The organism is Cocleimonas sp. KMM 6892 (assembly GCF_035798195.1).
Classification (GTDB): domain Bacteria; phylum Pseudomonadota; class Gammaproteobacteria; order Thiotrichales; family Thiotrichaceae; genus Cocleimonas; species Cocleimonas flava.
In genome coordinates this window covers 1-18,882 of record NZ_JAPFBV010000009.1, presented here as the reverse complement: position 1 = coordinate 18,882, position 18,882 = coordinate 1, and the positions used below count along the sequence as shown (strand labels likewise).

16 protein-coding genes are annotated in these 18,882 nt (G+C 39.3%); 5 read left to right on the top strand and 11 right to left on the bottom strand.

The features are described from left to right. Window positions 1-132: 132 nt before the first annotated feature. Both OO007_RS18895 and OO007_RS18890 read right to left on the bottom strand, forming a co-directional pair. Window positions 133-3,969 (bottom strand): leucine-rich repeat domain-containing protein, encoded by a 3,837-nt coding sequence (locus OO007_RS18895; RefSeq protein WP_325809987.1) that lies wholly within the window; start codon window positions 3,967-3,969, stop codon window positions 133-135. A gap of 46 nt (window positions 3,970-4,015) precedes the next feature. Then, window positions 4,016-4,429, bottom strand: a complete 414-nt coding sequence (locus OO007_RS18890) for a hypothetical protein (protein WP_325809986.1) — start codon at window positions 4,427-4,429, stop codon at window positions 4,016-4,018. 1,538 nt (window positions 4,430-5,967) lie between these two features. On the opposite strand from OO007_RS18890, the gene OO007_RS18885 reads away from it, so the two are divergent. Together OO007_RS18885 and OO007_RS18880 are read left to right on the top strand one after the other, a co-directional pair. Beyond that, on the top strand, window positions 5,968-7,935 hold the full coding sequence (locus OO007_RS18885) for a bifunctional diguanylate cyclase/phosphodiesterase (protein ID WP_325809985.1): 1,968 nt from the start codon (window positions 5,968-5,970) through the stop codon (window positions 7,933-7,935). Window positions 7,936-8,231: 296 nt separating this feature from the next. Continuing rightward, on the top strand, window positions 8,232-9,143 hold the full coding sequence (locus OO007_RS18880; RefSeq protein ID WP_325809984.1) for a 2OG-Fe(II) oxygenase family protein: 912 nt from the start codon (window positions 8,232-8,234) through the stop codon (window positions 9,141-9,143). A 504-nt stretch (window positions 9,144-9,647) separates the two neighbouring features. Here OO007_RS18880 and OO007_RS18875 read toward each other — a convergent pair. Further along, a complete protein-coding gene (locus OO007_RS18875) occupies window positions 9,648-10,049 on the bottom strand; it encodes a GFA family protein (RefSeq protein WP_325809983.1) in 402 nt (133 codons plus the stop codon). Window positions 10,050-10,766: 717 nt separating this feature from the next. On the opposite strand from OO007_RS18875, the gene OO007_RS18870 reads away from it, so the two are divergent. The 3 genes from OO007_RS18870 (at window position 10,767) to OO007_RS18860 (ending at window position 14,325) form a co-directional block, all read left to right on the top strand. Then, window positions 10,767-11,021, top strand: a complete 255-nt coding sequence (locus tag OO007_RS18870; RefSeq protein ID WP_325809982.1) for a hypothetical protein — start codon at window positions 10,767-10,769, stop codon at window positions 11,019-11,021. Window positions 11,022-11,176: 155 nt separating this feature from the next. Beyond that, complete coding sequence (locus OO007_RS18865; RefSeq protein ID WP_325809981.1) at window positions 11,177-12,196, top strand: hypothetical protein; 1,020 nt, start codon at window positions 11,177-11,179, stop codon at window positions 12,194-12,196. A gap of 56 nt (window positions 12,197-12,252) precedes the next feature. Next, entirely contained in the window at window positions 12,253-14,325 is a 2,073-nt protein-coding gene (locus tag OO007_RS18860) for a TonB-dependent receptor (RefSeq protein ID WP_325809980.1), read from the top strand. Window positions 14,326-14,606: 281 nt separating this feature from the next. Here the strand turns inward: OO007_RS18860 and OO007_RS18855 are convergent, their stop codons facing one another. From OO007_RS18855 to OO007_RS18820, 8 genes are all read right to left on the bottom strand, one after another. After that, window positions 14,607-15,032: a hypothetical protein gene (locus tag OO007_RS18855; RefSeq protein ID WP_325809979.1), complete on the bottom strand. Its 426-nt coding sequence runs from the start codon at window positions 15,030-15,032 to the stop codon at window positions 14,607-14,609. A 153-nt stretch (window positions 15,033-15,185) separates the two neighbouring features. Further along, window positions 15,186-15,755: an SMI1/KNR4 family protein gene (locus OO007_RS18850; RefSeq protein WP_325809978.1), complete on the bottom strand. Its 570-nt coding sequence runs from the start codon at window positions 15,753-15,755 to the stop codon at window positions 15,186-15,188. Window positions 15,756-15,902: 147 nt separating this feature from the next. After that, window positions 15,903-16,529, bottom strand: coding sequence for a LysE family translocator (locus OO007_RS18845; RefSeq protein WP_325809977.1), 627 nt, complete (start codon window positions 16,527-16,529; stop codon window positions 15,903-15,905). 94 nt (window positions 16,530-16,623) lie between these two features. Continuing rightward, window positions 16,624-16,956, bottom strand: coding sequence for a YnfA family protein (locus OO007_RS18840; protein ID WP_131905793.1), 333 nt, complete (start codon window positions 16,954-16,956; stop codon window positions 16,624-16,626). A gap of 94 nt (window positions 16,957-17,050) precedes the next feature. Further along, window positions 17,051-17,386, bottom strand: a complete 336-nt coding sequence (locus tag OO007_RS18835) for an immunity protein Imm33 domain-containing protein (RefSeq protein WP_325809976.1) — start codon at window positions 17,384-17,386, stop codon at window positions 17,051-17,053. Window positions 17,387-17,522: 136 nt separating this feature from the next. Then, window positions 17,523-17,900, bottom strand: coding sequence for a carboxymuconolactone decarboxylase family protein (locus tag OO007_RS18830; RefSeq protein ID WP_325809975.1), 378 nt, complete (start codon window positions 17,898-17,900; stop codon window positions 17,523-17,525). Window positions 17,901-17,957: 57 nt separating this feature from the next. Further along, the gene (locus tag OO007_RS18825; RefSeq protein WP_325810049.1) at window positions 17,958-18,308 is read right to left on the bottom strand and encodes a MerR family transcriptional regulator; all 351 of its coding nucleotides are present in this window, start codon (window positions 18,306-18,308) and stop codon (window positions 17,958-17,960) included. Window positions 18,309-18,404: 96 nt separating this feature from the next. Beyond that, window positions 18,405-18,644 carry a hypothetical protein gene (locus OO007_RS18820; protein WP_325809974.1) on the bottom strand — a complete coding sequence of 80 codons (240 nt, stop codon included), beginning with the start codon at window positions 18,642-18,644 and terminating at the stop codon, window positions 18,405-18,407. Window positions 18,645-18,882 lie beyond the last annotated feature (238 nt).

The window sequence follows — 18,882 nt, the reverse complement described above, 5'->3', positions numbered from 1 at the left end:
ATAAATTTTTAAAGTGTTATTTTTTAGAATCTGTTACGAATTTGACTGTAACTTACTATCTAGGAAAGGATAAGGATTAAAGGAAAATGCCCCCTTTAATCACTTATATGATTAAATATTTATTGAGCAAGATTAAAAGTCTATTTTGTCTATTAGGTTAGCGTTTTTCTTGTTTTCCAATTTACGTTTCTTAATTTTGTCGATGATGGGTTTTATGCCTTTTGAAACTTCAGTCCATGCTACATCTTCATGGTCCGAGGATTTTATCCAACCTGATAAAGGGCTTTGCAGCTTAGCAATTGGCAGGTCATCCCAGTCGCAACTTCGATAACGTATTGGAACAACAGTTTGTGTTTTCTTTGAATGTCGTTTAAGTGCCTTGTTTAATTCTAGATCGCAAAAATCAGAATTAAGAAAATCTTGGCTGATAACGCAGAGTACAATATCTGAGTTCTCAAGTTGTTCAAAAATTTCATCTTCCCAATCCTCACCTGCATCAATAGCTCTATCATCCCAAAGCGTTAGGTTTCCTAAGCGACGAGCTGGTGCTAGGGCCGCACGTAATTTATTAACACCCTCTCTATCTTTATGAGAATATGATACAAATGCCTGCAATTCTGTTTTTGTAGCTTCATCTCTCATTTCTGCATCTTCCACACCATCTAATATGTCTTTTATAGATACTCTTTGACGTAGGTCAGGTATAAAGATTTCAAGTTCATTTGCGACTTCATAAGCTACTATGTCTGAATAATCCATCAATATGACTTGATCTGATATGTTATGGGGTATAGTTACTTTTTCTTGGTATTTCAGATCTTTAAAATCTGCTGTAATTTCTTTGATTGTAGCTCGGATAAAACTAAGTAAACGACGGGGTTCTTCACCACATACGTCAATACTTATCTTCCTGTCTTCTTTATCTGCTCTAATGCGAGCCTTAGCGTCAAAAACTAATGAATTTTGAAGTACCATACCACTACGCCAATGCAAGTCATTTTCAATAAAACTATGCAACTTCACCATCAAACGTGGGAAAATACTATCAGGAAAAAAGATGGGGAATTGAGCTTCAAAATGAATACTAGCGCCTTCAAAATTGAAATCAGGCTCAGCCACTGGTAATAGTTGAGGAATAACATAACGTTCTGAATCCAGTGGATAACACAATTCAAATTGTTGCATAATGCGAACAATATGTATCAGGTAGTTAACTGGATAGAGGAATTCTTTTTCGTTGGTGTTATCAAGCTTATAACGAGGGTCATTGATGACTTTATCAAATTGATTCTGGTATAAAACTCCTTTGTTTTCTGCTACAAATTCGGAATTTATAATGCGATAAACTCCAGTAGTTAACCAAATAGGATTTAGAATTTGCATATCACAGTATTGAAGTAATTCTTCAAAATGTATGATAACTCCTAAATCATGTAAGAACTTTAACAATACTTTTTGGCTAAAGGTATTTTTTACACCCTCTTCAATGCAAATATCAGTAAAGTATGCAGAGTCTGTATAATCTTTTTTCGAATCCTCGAATCTATCTTTTACAGCTGACCAGGTTGCTGGGAACGGTGTTCTTCGTGTTATCGATTCTGACATCAGCTTTATCAAAGCTTCTTGAAAGAATTCGATACCTTGGTTGTTTTTGCAGGATAAAGGATAATAACCCTTAATTTGTGAATATTTTTTATTTAATACTTTTCGTTCAATATCAAAGGAAGGGTTTTCATCAATTTTGTTCAGTACCACTAAAACTGGTGACTCACCTCCAAAAAACTTAGCATGTTTTAACCAGTGCTCCGCTCTATCATCACTACGACTGTTTAACACCAAAACATAAATACAGCGTTCTGAAAGAAAAAACTGATGTGTAGCGTGCATTACTTCCTGCCCACCGAAATCCCATAGATGAGCTTTTACCGCATCACCGTTGATATCAAAGTTTGTTTTTCTAATTCGTATGCCATGAGTTTGTTCTTCTTTAAGGTTAAACTCCTCATCACGTAAACGTTTAATTAAGGAAGTTTTTCCTGAAGCTCCTTCACCTAAAAAAATAATTTTTAACTCATTAAGAGCTACAGGATTAGATCCAAGTTGATCAAAATAATCTAAAATTGCATCTTTACTTTGTTCGGCAAACTCAATTGGTGGTGAAATAAGAGGATTATTTCTATAACTACAGAATCCTTTTTTTAGAATTGTTAGTATGGGGGTCAAATCACTTACTTTTGTCTCGGCGCAATTCAATATCATTAGATTAGTTAACCCTTCTAAGGGACGCAGGTCATTGACTTTTGTATCGCTGCAACTTAACGACTCTAGATTAGATAAACCTTCTAAAGGACGCAGGTCACTGACTTTTGTATCGTTGCAATTCAACGACTTTAGATTAGATAAACTTTCTAAGGCACGCAGGTCACTGACTTTTGTATCGCTGCAACTTAACGACTTTAGATTAGATAAACCCTCTAAGGGACGAAGGTCACTGACTTTTGTATCGTTGCAATTCAACGACTGTAGATTAGATAAACCTTCCAAGGGACGCAGGTCACTGACTTTTGTATCGCTGCAACTTAACGACTTTAGATTAGATAAACCTTCTAAAGGACGAAGGTCATTGACTTTTGTATCGTTGCAATTCAACGACTTTAGATTAGATAAACCTTCCAAGGGCCGCAGGTTACTGACCTTTGTAGAGTCGAAATCCAGCGTCATTAGATTAGATAAACCTTCTAAGGGCCGCAGGTCACTGACCCCTGTAGAGCCGCAATCCAGCGTGTTTAGATTAGATAAACCTTCTAAGGGCCGCAGGTCACTGACTTTTGTATCGTTGCAATTCAACGACTTTAGATTAGATAAACCTTCTAAGGGCCGCAGGTCACTGACCCCTGTAAAGCTGCAATCCAGCGTGTTTAGATTAGATAAACCTTCTAAGGGACTCAGATCACTGACTTTTGTATCGTTGCAATTCAACGACTGTAGATTAGATAAACCTTCTAAAGGACGCAGGTCACTGACTTTTGTATCGCTGCAATTCAACGACTTTAGATTAGATAAACTTTCTAAAGGACGCAGGTCACTGACTTTTGTATCGCTGCAATTCAACGACTTAAGATTAGATAAACCTTTCAAGGGCCGCAGGTTACTTACCTTTGTATAGGCGCAACCCAGCGTCTTTAGATTAGATAAACCTTCTAAGGGGCGCAGGTCACTGACTTTTGTATCGATGCAATTCAACGACCTTAGATTAGATAAACTTTCCAAGGGCTGCAGGTTACTGACTTTTGTATCGCTGCAATTCAACGACCTTAGATTAGATAAACTTTCCAAGGGCAGCAGGTCGCTGACCTCTGTATAGGCGCAACCCAGCCTCTTTAGATTAGATAAACCTTCCAAGGGTCGTAGGTCACTGACTTTAGTGGAACAAAAGGACAATGTCTTTAGTTTAGAACCTTCTAAGGGTCGTAGGTCACTGACTTTTGTAGAGTCGCAATACAGCGACTTTAGATTTGACAAACCTTCCAAGGGACACAGGTCACTGACCTGTGAATCATTAAATGTCAATTCTTCTATTTCAATAAGTTTAGATAAAGGCTTTAAATTACTAAGACGCTGTGAATCACAGAACAAGATTTTTAATTTTGTCAAACTTGAAATGGGATCTAAGTTTTCAATATAAGTCCCGTCAAGATTAAGATGCGTGATTTGTTCAAGAACACCAAACCATTCTGGCAATATACTAATTTGGCCTGATTGTGGTTTGTGGACGCCTTTAGACCATGATTGTTTTTCTTTATCCCAAGGTTCTTGATCACTAAAACTTAATATCTTCAACCAAGTCATTTCACGAATCACATCAGGAAATACGATCAGTTCAAAACCATAGAAATCCAAAACACCTGTGCGTTCATCAAATTCCTTTCGAATAATTTGTTCAATAGATTCCTTTGGTGATACTGACATAATGACTCCAGAGTGAGGGGTAAATATCTAGATGCAGATGATCTATTTAAGCACTCTTTGATAAAACAATAATTGCCATAGTCAAAACTATAGCGCCAAAAATGATGCCATGAAACGTTCTTAAAGTTACTGAAAAGCATGTTAAGAACCAAGAATCTATTTTCGTTTGATATTCCATTGCGTTTAAATTGAAATCAATTGAATCCAGTTCTTTAGCAGCTATATCCTCATATAATTTTCTATACATTCGCTCTTGCCACAGAAAGTAGCCATCAAGACTCCAAAATGCAACGCATGGAAAATAGGCTAAATATATAAAAAATAGATTCGAATCTTTTGCAGCCAAAGCGAATAAAGCTGAAATAAGAGTGACACTCCATCCTTTGAGTAGGAAGGAATTACTTGCCATTCGATTTATCACGTTTTGAACAAACTCTAAATGTTTCAACTTTGAATCCATATAATCTCCTTGCTTCATAAATGTGTATATGTAAGATTCTTTCATATTTAACAATATTATAATGAACTTAGATTGTTTTTATTAAGGTTTTTAAAAGAAATAAATAAGATATTTATGATTTGTTCGAGAAAATGAGTGAAGAGAGTCAAAGTAAAACTAAATAATTTAAGAAACCCATAGCTTCTAAAACGCGGTAACCCACATTTATTTTTTGCCTAATCAAAAAAATGAAAAAACCTACTATAAGTAGGGGGGTGACCAAAAAACCTCTATAAGTAGGGGGTGACTAAAAAACCTTCATAAGTAGGGGGGTGACTAAAAAACCTCTATAAGTAGGGAAAGTAATATTGAGATATTCCCCTGATTCAACCAGCACTGCGCCATGCTTACGCATGACCCTGCGTACCCATCTGGCTTTTGGTAAGCCTAGAAGGGCAACTAAAAAACCTCTATAAGTAGGGGGTGACAATTTTAATAAGTTTCACAGCTAAAGCTGCGAGATACCTTTTTGTCTACAGCAACAAAAACGTATCCCAGCCGAGCGAATGCGAGACAACAGCTTTAGCTGGCCCTTTAGGGTGAGACGAAGTCGAATAAAAAATGCCGCCCGACAAACAAGCCTCAAGCGGTTCCCTCGCTACTCAAAAATTGACGAGATTTTAGAACTCGCTCCTGACGTCACTCAAACAACTAAAATCTTAATCATCAATTTTCTGCGTGGCTCGGCTTGTTTGAATGGGATTTGATAAACACCGCTAGAATTAAAAAAGTGCCTGAAAGGTGGGGGGTGATAATTTCCCCTTTAAAAGCAATGAGTATCGCAGGAAAGAATGGATTAGGATGAAGGTTGTTTGAGCGAAGCGAGTTCCCTTTATCCCCATTCTTTCTGAGAAACGCAATGAACCCGCAGGGTGCTTTTAGGGCAGCTTTTTGTTTGGTTCGTTTATTTTGGCTGAGAAAAATAAATGAACTCGTAGCCTGTAACTAAAATTCGAGGATAAGAATAAAGTCTCTAAGCTACGAAAAAGACCACTCGAATGTAAATAGAATAAAAAAACGCGGTAACCCGCATTCGTAGCTTAGATAAGCTTGCGCCATCTAACGCATGATTTTTGCCACATACTTAATTCTTCACTTATCTGTTGTAGTCTATCTTTAGAAACCCAGATGACGCTATCGCTTATCTAGGCTACATCTGACATCGGAAGCCCATAAATCTATCTAAAAGCATATATTCCCCTGTTTCAACCAGCACTGCGGCATGCTTGCGCATGACCCTGCATACCATTCTGGCTTTTGGTAAATCTGGAAGGGTAATTTTGAAATACTGATTGGAATTTGGTATTTAGAATTATTAAAGACCACTAATCAGGAAAATAAGACAAATATTTATGGGTGTTCTAAGCTTGTTTTCATCCTAGATAAAGCTTCCTTGGTATATCCTCACAAGATGAGATTGTGATCAGAATAATAAAAATAATAATTTTAAGTGCAATTGATCTCACTAATTTATTTCACAAATAAAGATAATAAAATAGATGAAAACTAAAGCCCACACGACTATAAAAACCGCTACGAATACAAAACTAAGTCAGAACAAGCCAGGCCCAACTAGCAACAATCTATTGGGTCAATCGGTTAGTTCTACTGCCTATAAAAGCATGCTAAAAGCCATGCGACAGATGATGTCTGATGAACGTATTCAGTTGGTATTGCAAAAAGAAGGTCGCAACAGTATTGAGGAAGACTGGGCGATTATTTCCCAATATACAAGTTTCGAAGAAGGGGTAATAGAGCACGCTAAAATAACTACCTTGGGTGAATGGGGCAATAGTAAATTAATCAATATAGATTACGACACTAAAACAGCCTGTTTCAGGGTTTATAACAGTACCGAAGCGCTCAACCAGAAAGAAGATAATGTGTGTATTGGCAGTTACTTTCTCGCGGGAAAACTGACCAGCTGGTGTGAAAAAGTATTCAATGTGCATTGCTGGCCCGAGCAAACAAAATTTTTAGCCAAAGGTGATGATTATGATGAATTTATTATCGCGCCTACGGCTCTATCCATAGAATCAGAACTGGCACGACTCGTAAAATCAGACAAAGAAACCTGCGACAATATGGCAGTCGTTATCAAACGACTGAAAAACGAGATTACCTCTAGAGAGCGGGCAGAACTAGCTGTCGCTAAACTGGTTTATTACGATGCTTTAACCGGCGTATTTAACAGACGCTACTTTTATGAAAAACTCGAGGAAGCCTCCTCTGGTGTGAACCCTAAGCAGAATATCTGTGCATTATTGCTGATTGATCTCGACTATTTCAAAGCGATTAATGATTCACTTGGCCATAACGAGGGAGACAAAGCACTTATTTTTGTCGCAGAGAAACTACAGTCTACCATTGCTCAAAAAGAAGACGCAATTCTGGCAAGACTGGGCGGAGATGAGTTTGTGATCTTGTTACCAAGATTAGGATCAGATAAAGACGAAGCTAGACAATACGCGACCCAGATTGCAGAGAAGATTCTCGATCAATCAAAACAGGCGTGTATTTTAGGCGGCGTTGAGCACTTCTTAACCTACAGTGTTGGCATCTGTTTGATGACAGATAGCGACTTACAAGCAGAAGAACACCTTAAACACGCAGATAACGCTTTGTATCAATCTAAATTAGATGGGCGCGATCAGTATTCATTCTTCTCTAGAAAAATGCAGCTGATTGTTGATCAAAAACATACCCTAAGCAGTGAGCTAAAGGTCGCTATTCAAAAAGAACAATTTATTTTGCACTTTCAGCCCATTTTCAATGGAAATAATCAATTAGTTTCGTGCGAAGCGTTAGTGCGCTGGAATCATCCTAAAAAAGGATTACTGGCTGCCGATAACTTTATCAAACAGGCAGAAGACTCGCGTTTGATTATCGCTCTGGGAGAAATTGTCTTAAAAGCAGCCTTTAAAACACTTAAAGAATGGGAAGATAGAAAAATGCTCGATGGCTTTGAGCGTCTATCAATTAACATCAGCCCCCTTCATTTCATGCACCCGACCTTTGTGGAATTTGTGAGAAAAACACTAATGCAAGAAGGTGTTAACGGCAACATGATTATGATCGAGATTACAGAACACAATATGATCTCTAATTTCAAATTATCATCCGCCATTATGAACTCTTTGAGTAAGCTTGGGCTGCGCTTTTCAATTGATGATTACGGTTCTGGCTACTCATCGTTATCTTATCTGCACCGTTTACCTTTCTCCGAATTGAAGATTGATCGAACCTTCATAACGCATGTTCTGGATAATGAAAAAGATCAAAAGATTGTGGGTTCCATCCTTTCACTTGCTCATAGTCTGGATATAGACGCACTGGTTGAAGGCGTTGAAAATAATCAGCAACTTGAATACCTAAAGAAACAAAAATGTAAGCTGTTCCAGGGCTATCATTTAGGGAAGCCAGTGAGTAAAGATGATTTTGAAGAAAAGTATCTTTTGAATAGCTAAGTAAATAGCCAAGTGAATAGCTAAGAGAATGACGCTAAACGCTATTCAGGTTTATCCATATTTGAACGCTGTACAGTTAAAACCCATTTTACTATTCGTCGTGCGTGAATCCTCAAGCATGCGGTTTCTTCACATCATCTGAAAATTTCTTTTCAGCTGATTCTTGATTATATACAAAATCTTAATAGTGTTTGTTTGTATGTGCTGTTTATTAACTAAATTAGATGTAATAAATTACGGTTTTCGCCAAGGTTAGAGCGATCACCAAGTAATACATTTAGGAGTTAATACAGACTATGTCACTTATTCAATTACAGCATGCCCGCGACTTAGATTTACCTTCGCGAGAAGCAATGCTCCAGCGCGCCCCATCCGTACAACAGTTTTGGGATAACAATACAAACTTACTCAGCAATGCATGGAAAGAGTGGGAAGATAATAATACAGACAATCTTTTCACCCTCGACAGTTCATTGATTGACAAGAATCTACGTGAAGCCGTTATGCAGGCGTGGGAAAACCCAAGTAAAGAATTAGCAGTGAAAGATTTATTGAAGGAGGTCGCCCCTGACGTTTTTCAGTTCCAGTTCTTCGATCCGGAGCGACTTGCGGATTTGCGCGGCTATCTTGAAAGCGTCTGGGATGCACAAATACCGTTGCGTCCGCCTTATGGAATAGTACTGAATCGTCGAGGCGCTATGCTAGACAAACGCTCAGAAGGATATCTTGGCGCACCGAGCTTTCAAGCGTTTTACCGCGAGATACTTGATATGTATATGCGCCCGATTTCGCGCCTACTGTTCCCAGAAGTAATGGGCTATGACACGCAGACGTTTGGCTTTTCCATTCATTACCAGCCAAATACAGATAATTCGATTCGACCACATACAGATGCGTCTGCAGTGACAATGAATATTAATATGAATCTGCCTGATGAAGCGTTTAGCGGATCTGAACTCGACTTTTTTAATCAGACGACGCACCAAACAAAAAGATTATCATTCAAGCCGGGTATCGCGATGCTCCACCGTGGCAATGTTGCACACGCAGCTCAGCCGATAACCAGTGGCGAGCGTACCAATATGGTACTTTGGTTATTCGGAGATCATGGTCGACTACCGCAGCAGGGTGCTGAACGTGTTGCTATCAGTGCTCAAGAGCGTTGGACAATACCGACAGATCCGCAAGACGACTATGCACCTTTTTAAGGTTCATACAGGTAAGGCCATTCAAATAGAACCACAATCCAGATTTGTATCAATGACGAATCTGGGTTGTAAGGTTATCTGATAGAAGCTTACATTTTTAAATTAATGGCACCCCCCACCTTTGAGGCACTTTTTTAAAAAAGTGCCTCAAAGGTGGGGGGTGGGTTTATGTGTTTCACGCCTTTCGGGGTAGAAAAATGTGACTATGAACGAGTAGTTTTTAGTTATAATAAAGCCTGAATATTTTGTTATATTTTTTCTGTGTGATCTTCGGTCACGCTGAACAATTCCTCAAGCTGCTTCATTTATGCTTGACGACATATCCTCTTTAAGAGGAACAGTTCTTTTAAGAGCTCCGGCTCTTTTGCTTCTGTAAATTCTTCCAGTAAATTTTCTAATTTAGATATTCTATTCATAGGAATTTAAATCATAACGCATTGTTTTACGGTGTGGAGGAGCTCATCGAAGGTGAGTCCGAAACAGCCACTGCTATTTGATTATAGTTCAATCTGGAAGTCTCTCGAACTTTGGAACTTCCTCCAAATCCTCATCCCAAACAGCTTTGCTAGACAAAAAAATGTGCGCAGTTGGCGACATGGAAATTTTAGTGTCCAGGCACCCTGCAGGAACGACGAGTAAATCTGAGGTCTGAGTGCTTGGCAATGCTGAGCCACACAACCTACAAAAGCTTTTATTATGACGAGTGCCTGGAAGCGTAAAGGAAGTCACAGCATCTGTGCCCGACTGCCAGACCAATTTAGCTGATTGTGAAAATAGATTTGCCGCATGAGCCGAACCTGTATCTTTTTGGCAATGCTGACAGTGGCAAAGGTAAAAGCTATCGAAGTTACCTTTTACCTCAAAGCTAACGGTGCCACACAGACAAGAGCCGAAATATTCAGTCATCAGAATCACCTCTATAAACAATGGATGAAATACGCCTAACGCAGTAATAACTAAGCGCTGATTAATTAAATTGTACTCAATAATAAGGCAAACTAAACCGAAACTGCAAACGCCAACTAGAAACCTAACTTAAGATGGTGCAAATGGATTATTTTGTTATATGAATAAACAAAATAGCAGGTCGAACTACACTAAACCCACCGAATAAATATGCTTCGAAACAACAGAGCTAAACATTCAAAAACATCGGCAACATAAGTAAAACGAAACAATGTCGGAGTGTCGTGACGACTATCCAAACGGCATGGTAAAAACTGCCTTAAAGTAGGGGGGTGACAAAGATTCTTTATAAGTGATTATTAGATTCAAAAGGTAATTGCGTTAATTACTTAAGAAAGGTTGAGCTTTCTAATGTTTGGTCAAACTTTCGCTTTCATATAGCTGTTCAGCTATTGCACAAAATATTTTCCAGTTTATTAATAAGTATTTAACTGTATTTTTGATATGTTATATTATAACATCTTGAGAGTTGATGGACCTTCTCCATTAAAAAGGAACTCAGGATTTTTTAATTTTTTACGACTGCAATCAAATGCGATTAATGATATTTGTCGTGATGCGTGTCACAGGACTTTTTTGTTACCCAAACCGAGATAAACGGCTTTTTGTGTCATGCTGAATAACATCAAATCAAATAATTTTAGATTTCGATACCTAATGTCTTTTTGGGTTTTAGCTTTTTTCCTATTGGCGCAGACGGTTACGCTTTTGCATGCAGAAATACACAGTTTTCATGAGCATGAGGAGCTTTGTCAGACGTTTGATAATCTGGAAAAACAGTCTGTCATTGTCGATACGTCATCCACGCAAATAGAAGTCATTCCACCTTTGGGTGATTACCTTGTAATCTTTCCCTGTCATCTTGTGCAGGTTTCAATTTCTGCTTACGACTCACGCGCTCCACCCATCTAGTCTCCTTAAATTTATACATTACGTAAGACAGGCTTGATCTTGTCTGAACAAAATTATTGTCTTTTCTGTAAAGAAACACTTTGTTAATTCGCTTTGGTTAGAGCAATGAATAAGGTTTTCTTGCGGGAAACTGATACCTATTTATGGAAATAAAAATGAAACACCTTATTAACAACAAATTGACGGTTGCCTCTATCTTTTGCGTCAGCACATTAATCCTCAGCGGCTGTGGCGGCGGTGGAAGTAGCTCAGCTGACGAAGAGACCTCTGTCGATCTCTCAGATGGATTAAGTCTAAGTCTAAGTCTACTGAATGCTGGAACTGGAGCTTATTATAGTTTCGATAGCGAAACTGAAGCCCGGACTGATCTGAATGAGATAGCGACGGGTAGTCAGGATAGCTCTATTCAAAATCTCGCGATTACGGATACTTCAACAGTTGGCTATTTCTTGCATTGGCCAGATTTTAGGGAAGTTGATGGCGAAGAGCAGTTCGACATGAAGTATCTATTGATGCGCCCAACTTATCAGCATGGCACAACAATTGATGCTGACCAAATGGTGCAACTTGCCCATTTACACGGAGATACGCTCGCGGCGCATTCAGCCGAAGAATTTCGAAATCCAGAGCCCGGCAGTAGTCAGGAACAATCGCTATTACGTTTAAATAGCTTTGTTGCTGAACAGAACGCGTTAGAAGCCGAAGTGACGGAAGTGATGCCAGCAGGTACACAACTCTGTCGAGCTTATATCGACCCTTATCTGAAATTTGAAGAGGAAGAAGAGCACGCCGCTGAAGAAGTAGGGGAAACAACTGAAGAAGCCGAAGAAGAACATGAGCATGATGATCTCGTCCACTACGCACTGGATACGACAGGTCGCATGTATTTCTTTGCAGAAGGGGAAAATGGTCTTGAGCAGATGCAAGGATTTGTTCAACTTGATGAAGTTAGCAACGTTAGTGATTGCTCTCGCACAACAGTAGCGCGCGTCAGTGAAGATGGCGTTCTAGTGTTTATTCCTGATACCCAGCGACTCTACCTTGTAGATTCACATGGTGGTGATTTCCATCAGCATTCTACATGGCCTGTTTCTGCATTGTTGCCAGAGAATGAAACAACAGATCTTGTTGCAATCATCGGTACAGGTGAAGAACACGACCACGATCACGAGTAAAAACTAACAAATGCTCCAATTGTACATAGCTGCAATTGGAGCATGAGGATTTAAAAATGAAAGTATTTACTGTGATTTCAGGTCTATTAATGAGTAGTGTCGTACTCGCAGAAACAGAGCTGGAAGAAGTCACTGTTATTGGTACAACGGAGGAGAAAACCTCAGTACCTGAAAAAACCGAAATATTAAAAGAAGATGCCAGCAATACCACTCTTGGGGCCTATCTGGATGCTTTACCCAATGTGGATTCAGCAAGCTATGGTGAGGCCGTAGGTCGGCCAGTAGTGCGCGGCATGAGCGGATATCGCGTCAAAGTTTTGCACAACGATAATGACCTCAATGATCTCTCTGCGATGAGTCAAGACCACGCAGTCGCCGTTGCCCCACGGGCTTCCGAACGTATTGAATTACTCAAAGGACCCGCCTCGCTGTTATATGCTGCGCAAGCCGGTGGCGTTGTTAAAGTTAGCGATTCGCTGGATTCACGATTTCCTGAGAAGGGAATACATGGCTCAGTATCGACAGATCATCGTATAGACGCGGACAGTCATGCTTTGGATGCTCGAGTATCAGTCGCGAATGACAAGTGGGCGTTACGCCTGGGTGGGTTAAAGCAGGAATCGGATTCCTATCAATCAGGCAATGGAGACACCATCGCTGATTCCGACGTAAACACAACTCAAGCTCAAGTTGGCTTAAGCTGGAAACCCAACGCACAAAGCGAATTGCAAATTAATGCAACGAAATTAGATAAAGACTACGGCATTCCAAACAATACGTCCGAAGCAACCCGTATAGACATGAGTCGTGAAGATTTGGGAATCAAGTACCGCTATCAACCTGATCTTGAGTGGTTAGATGAAATCACACTGGATTTTCTCGATAGCGATTACCTGCATGATGAAACCGAGGGCAGTAGAAAAGATGGTCTATTTGGTCAGCAACAACAACGAGGCTCCTTGAATGCAGCCTGGGGCGTCGGAGACTGGATGGGTGAAACACGTATCGGCCTGGCACACAGCGAATTGAAAGTGTGTCATGAACATGGTGCCTGTGATGCGTTTAGCGATGCAACCCGAACAGGCGCAACACTGGGTGATTCAGTCACACAGTATTGGGAGAACACTGGTTTGCCATATAGTCACGGTCATCCAATGCCTGATACCCAAAGCCGTATATTTCAAGCGTCGACTACGGCACAAAAAATGTTGAATGACTCTTTTGAATTGAGTCTGGGTACTCATTTGCAGTCAAGGCAACTTACGCCTAACCCTGACAATATTCAGGAGCAGTGGGTGCATCCTAGCGGACTTGATCCTGACTATTACGATAAGCGGGACGATCATGCGCTTAGCTTTTCTTTAGGACTAAATAATAAAGCCGAAGAAAAAAAGCTTACTTGGGAAGCAAGCATCGGTTACCTCGAACGTTTTCCCAGTGTTGACGAGCTGTACTGGAACGGATTTCATCATGCAACCGACAGTTATATTTTTGGCGATTCAAATCTGGATAAAGAACGTAGTGTGAATCTCGATTTTGATATTGGGTACCAACATCATGATCATCTGATTCAATTTTCCACTTTCTATTATCGCTTCAAAGATTATATTTATCAGGACAGGGGCTATGATGACAATGGCAATGCGTTGATTGATCCATTCCATCTAAGTCAGGTGTGGCTGACGGGGCAGACCGATGCTATTTTTTATGGAGGCTCGCTGCGTTACGAAAATTCACAACTACGTTTTAACGACAAACCGCTGACCTTATGGGGGCAGGCAGATGTTCTGGATGCATCTAAAACGAATGGGGAAACGCTTCCTCGTACTGCTCCGGCGAGCATGGAAGTGGGCGTTCGTTACGAACCGGCAGACTGGTCGGCCTCACTGAGTCTTAAACATGTTTTCAACGCTGATAAGCTTGCGCCAAATGAAGAAGAAACGTCTGGATATAATTCATTAAATATCCAGATTAAAAAGGATTGGAACGTTGCCAATCAGGAAGTTGAGGTCTGGCTTAAAGGAACGAATCTGACCGATGAGTACGCTGAAAATCATTTGTCTGTACTCAAAACAACCGCTCCCTTACCGGGTCGTCAGATTTCTGCCGGGATAAACTGGCGATTCTAGATTAGTAGTTTTTTTGGCTTACATTGCCTTTCGTGATTTCGATTACGAAAGGCTAATGCCTTGTCTATTCGTTCTTGGGCTGTCATTTCGAACAATAAGCTTTAATGTGATTTACTAAAAAAAAGTGCCTGAAAGTAGGGGGGTGCCTAACAGAATTAGTTAAACAGCAAACTTACATAACAACGCATTAAGGTGTGAGCAATGCTGCCACCTAAACTAAAGCAGTGCACCGCAAACACGAAACCCAACCTTGAACTGAAAATACCAAGCTTTTGAAGCTGCTATTGAATGCTTTGTGATGCTAATGATTTTGAAGACTTGCCTTCGGTCAGGAAAACCCAAGCGAAGAACAACATAAACACGAAGTCATTTAACCCATAGATGCTGTAAAACATACCTGCAAATAGATCTTGCTCATAGACAACACCAAGACTGTTATCCTTAAACCAAAGTAACCAGACAACCACATACACGAGTTTTTCGATAGCAAATGCACCTGCTAACCATTTGACGCCAGATGTAATCGTAGCGGCACTTAAATAAGCCAAGCCCCATACAACGATCATCAATAAGCCAAAGTTAGACATAACTACAGGGTCGAATTCATTGATCACTGAATTAGTAAACGCACGAGAGAAAATCAGTACGCCACCGATATTCATCATCGCAGCTGCGATAAAACCTAAGGTTACTTTATTGTATTTCATACTTTATTGGCCACCTAAGTGCTTCAATGACAACTTAGATCAATCCACTAATAATGTATTTTTCTATGTTATTCATTTCTCATGGTTCGTATAACGCTTTGCTCAGCGGAAAAATGCGAGTGTGAGCGAGTTGTTTTTCAGATGCAGCAATTGTTAGGTGCTTTTTCCATTGTAGATAATTGCACCGTTATCATCATAGACACTGTCGTATGGTAATAGTGTTGATATAAACTCTTTAAAATTATCTGCGACTACGAGGCTATTACCTTCATCTGATTCAATAACTATAACCCTTGGAATTTTTTTTGAGTCTCTATAATCCAACGCCAACCAAGTATGACCATCACCATCGATTAGTACTAACTCTTTTGGTAAATCCCATGTTTCTATCAAATAAGCACTGTCAAAAACAGAACCGGCTTCATTTGGGTCAAGGCTATAAAACCTGGTAATTTGATAGTATCCCTCGCCAAAATAGTACTTTGTTGATTCCGTATTTGCAGCGGGAAGTTTTACTACCCAAGAATCTTTTTTATTTGCAAAATTGACATATTCACTTGGAAGCTTAACCCCATATTCCTTTTCAAATTGATCTATTCTGTCTTGCTTTGTATAAATTTTATAGTCTTGTATTTCTCGAACTTCACCACACTCTGAACATACAAAATAAGCTGTACCATTAATAATATTTGGATCAGGGTACTCTCTATTGCAACATTTCATCTATTTTTCCCTTTGTCACCTAACGCCTTGCTAAGCGGAAAAATGCGATCGCGAACGAGTAGTTTTCCGTTGAAGCAACGTGTACGGTTACTAAAGCTAAATAACGGGTAAACTTGTTAGAGAATTTAATATCTAATTTATAAATTATTATGATTCCCTGGCAACCATTGTTCCAGCCGCAACAACCATTGTTGTAGCTGCGCCACGATGAAGCAATTTTTGGGCCTTTTTACTTGATAATATATGGCGAACTGCAATTGCTCCAAGAATAAAAACGGCTCCTACAGATAGTAAAACCGTAGCTGTTAAAGGAACTAATATAAATGCCCAGCTTTGAATTGTTATCATTTCTAGATTGATAATCACAGGCAACAAAGCAAGATAGAAAGCGATTGTTTTAGGGTTACCTAGTGTAATTGTGTAACCAGATAAACAAGCTGAAAAAAGATCTTTACGCTTAGGCGTGTTAGTTTCGTTTAACGATTGGTGATCTGCTGTCCAAAATTGCCAAGCAAGGTACAAGAGATAAATAACAGCACCCCATTTAACGATAATAAATAAAACACTGAAGCTCTTAGCTAAGACGGCCAGCCCAAATACTGCGAAAGAGAGATATGTTAGGTCACCTAAAATTAGTCCAGCTAACATAGCAAATCCAGTTAATGCTCCAGAGCTTACACTACGTGCAACAAGAGCTGTCATACCTGGACCCGGGATTGCTGCGGCTATTGCAAGTGCGGCAATGTAAGTAAATATTTGAGATAGTTCTAGCATTTAAATCTCCATTCTTAACTAAATGTTTATTTGACCTCTTTTAACGCCTTACTCAGCTGAAAACAGCGAGTTGTTTTTCCTCTGTAGTAACTGCTTATAGGTTTTTTGGTGCGAACATAATTATTGCCATACCGATTAACACAACTATGCCCCCCAAAATATCCCAAGAGGTGGGTTTAATTCCATCTACACCCCAGAGCCATAATATGGCGACAAATACATAAACGCCACCGTAAGCGGCATAAACTCTACCCGCTGCCGTTGGATGAAGTGATAGTAACCAAGCGAAAAGAGCCAAGCTCAAAGCCGCGGGAATAAGTAACCAAACACTTTTACCTTGCTTAAGCCATAAGTATGGAAGATAGCAACCAACTATTTCTGCAACAGCAGTAATTAGGAATAAGGTTATTGTTTTTAGTTCAAACAAGTAAAAGTCTCTCTATTATTGGTTTGATTGTATAACGGCTTGCCCAGCAGAAAAATCCGAACGCGAACGAGAAGTTTTTCTAGGAGGAAACTTGTTATACGTTTTTAAGTGTTTCATCGTACCAAATATCTTCATAAGTCTCTGTAACTAAAAATCTATAACCTACAGGTAACGCCAAATACTTTTCAATGCTTGGTAGATATTCGCTAATGTGACTTACATGCATTGAGTCAAAGAATTCAGGGTCTTCAGGTAGATCTTCACCGCACCATATATACCAACCGCAAGTTCCATTTTCAAAAGGATGGCGTAAACCGTTTATAGTTTTTTCCCCAAGTGTAGATAATGCTATACCTAATGTTTCATATGCTTCTGGAAATACTGTATCTACGCCTTGATTTTTACAGATGACTTTTTGAGCTTCTATCATAATTTATTATTTTCTACGTATAACGCAAAATTAAGGTGTGAAAAACGCTAATACCTTACCTAAAGCATTGTGCCATAAACACTAAACTGACTTGAAGTGAGGGCGCCAAGCGTAGTGAGTAGCTCTTAATTTTTTGTTATTCCTTTCGTTCAGCAAGTACTTCTTGAAAAGAAAACATGCCATTTAAAGCTGCTGGGAAACCTGCATAAACGGACATTTGAAGTATCACTTCTTTTATTTCTTCCTCTGTGCAGCCAATATTTAGAGCAGCATTTAGGTGCACTTTAAGTTGAGGGGCACAATGACCTAATGCAGTGAGTGCTGCTATCGTGGCAATCTCTCGTGATTTCAAATCTAACCCGCCACGAGCATAAATATCGCCAAAAGGATACTCGATTGTATACTTAGCTAAATCCGGACAAATATCTTTCAGACTCTCGATAACCTTTTGACCAGCCTCACCATCAATCTTTTTCAGTAACTCTAATCCAGTTTCAAAACGTGATTGTTCCATTTGTATGCTCCTGTTTTTATGTACAAGCGCAGCATACAAGTTAGAGTTAACTCTAAGTCAACGGACTTTTCCCTTTTTATATAAGTCAATTTTATCTTCTAGAGCTGCAAGGTGTGATTGCTGCTGAGTAATATGATCTATTAAATTTCTTTTGTGCTTTTCTAGTAAAGCATGACGTTGAAGTACAGAGCTGGAACCTGCTTCTCTTAACCGTGCATATTCTTGAATTTCTTCAAGTGGCATGGCTGTGTCCTTTAAGCGCTTTACAAACTCAATCCATCTAAGATCTTTCGATGTGTAAACTCGATGCCCACTACTGTTCCTCTGAACATTTTTAAGTAAACCTATTTTTTCATAGTATCTCAGAGTGTAAGAAGACAAACCAACTAGACTCGAAAACTCCTTCATATTCACTATTTCTTCTCTTAGGTTTAATGCCTTGCACAGTGGAAAACGACGAGCGCCAGCGAGTTGGTTTTCCAATGCTGTAACTTATTATGTTTTTTATTGCACTTTATGAACATAGAGCATTTCTTTATGTTCGCGAATATCTAAAAAATACAATTCACCACAACCTTTACAATTTGCAGGATGCTTTTCGTCACTTCCACGTTGATTGGGAAGTGCTATTAACAAAACAGGTGAGGCACAAGATTCGCATATTATTGCAATGTTGTTACCATGTGAGTCAGATAAAATTTCTCTTCCGTTACTAGCCATTGCTAAAAAATTAGTAATTTTCATAATCTACCATATTTAGTTATTTTAATTTCAGTAAGAGGCTTTATATCAAACTTAAATAATCCTTACTCATTTTTAATGACAGTTGATTTGGCGTCGCAGACACATAGCGCCTTGCTCAGCGGAAAAATGCGAGCGAGAGCGAGTCTTTTTTCCGATGAAGCAACTTGTATGGTTACTAAAGTTAAAGAACGGGTAAACTGAGACCCACCTTTAGTTAGCTGCTAAAGGCCATTATGTA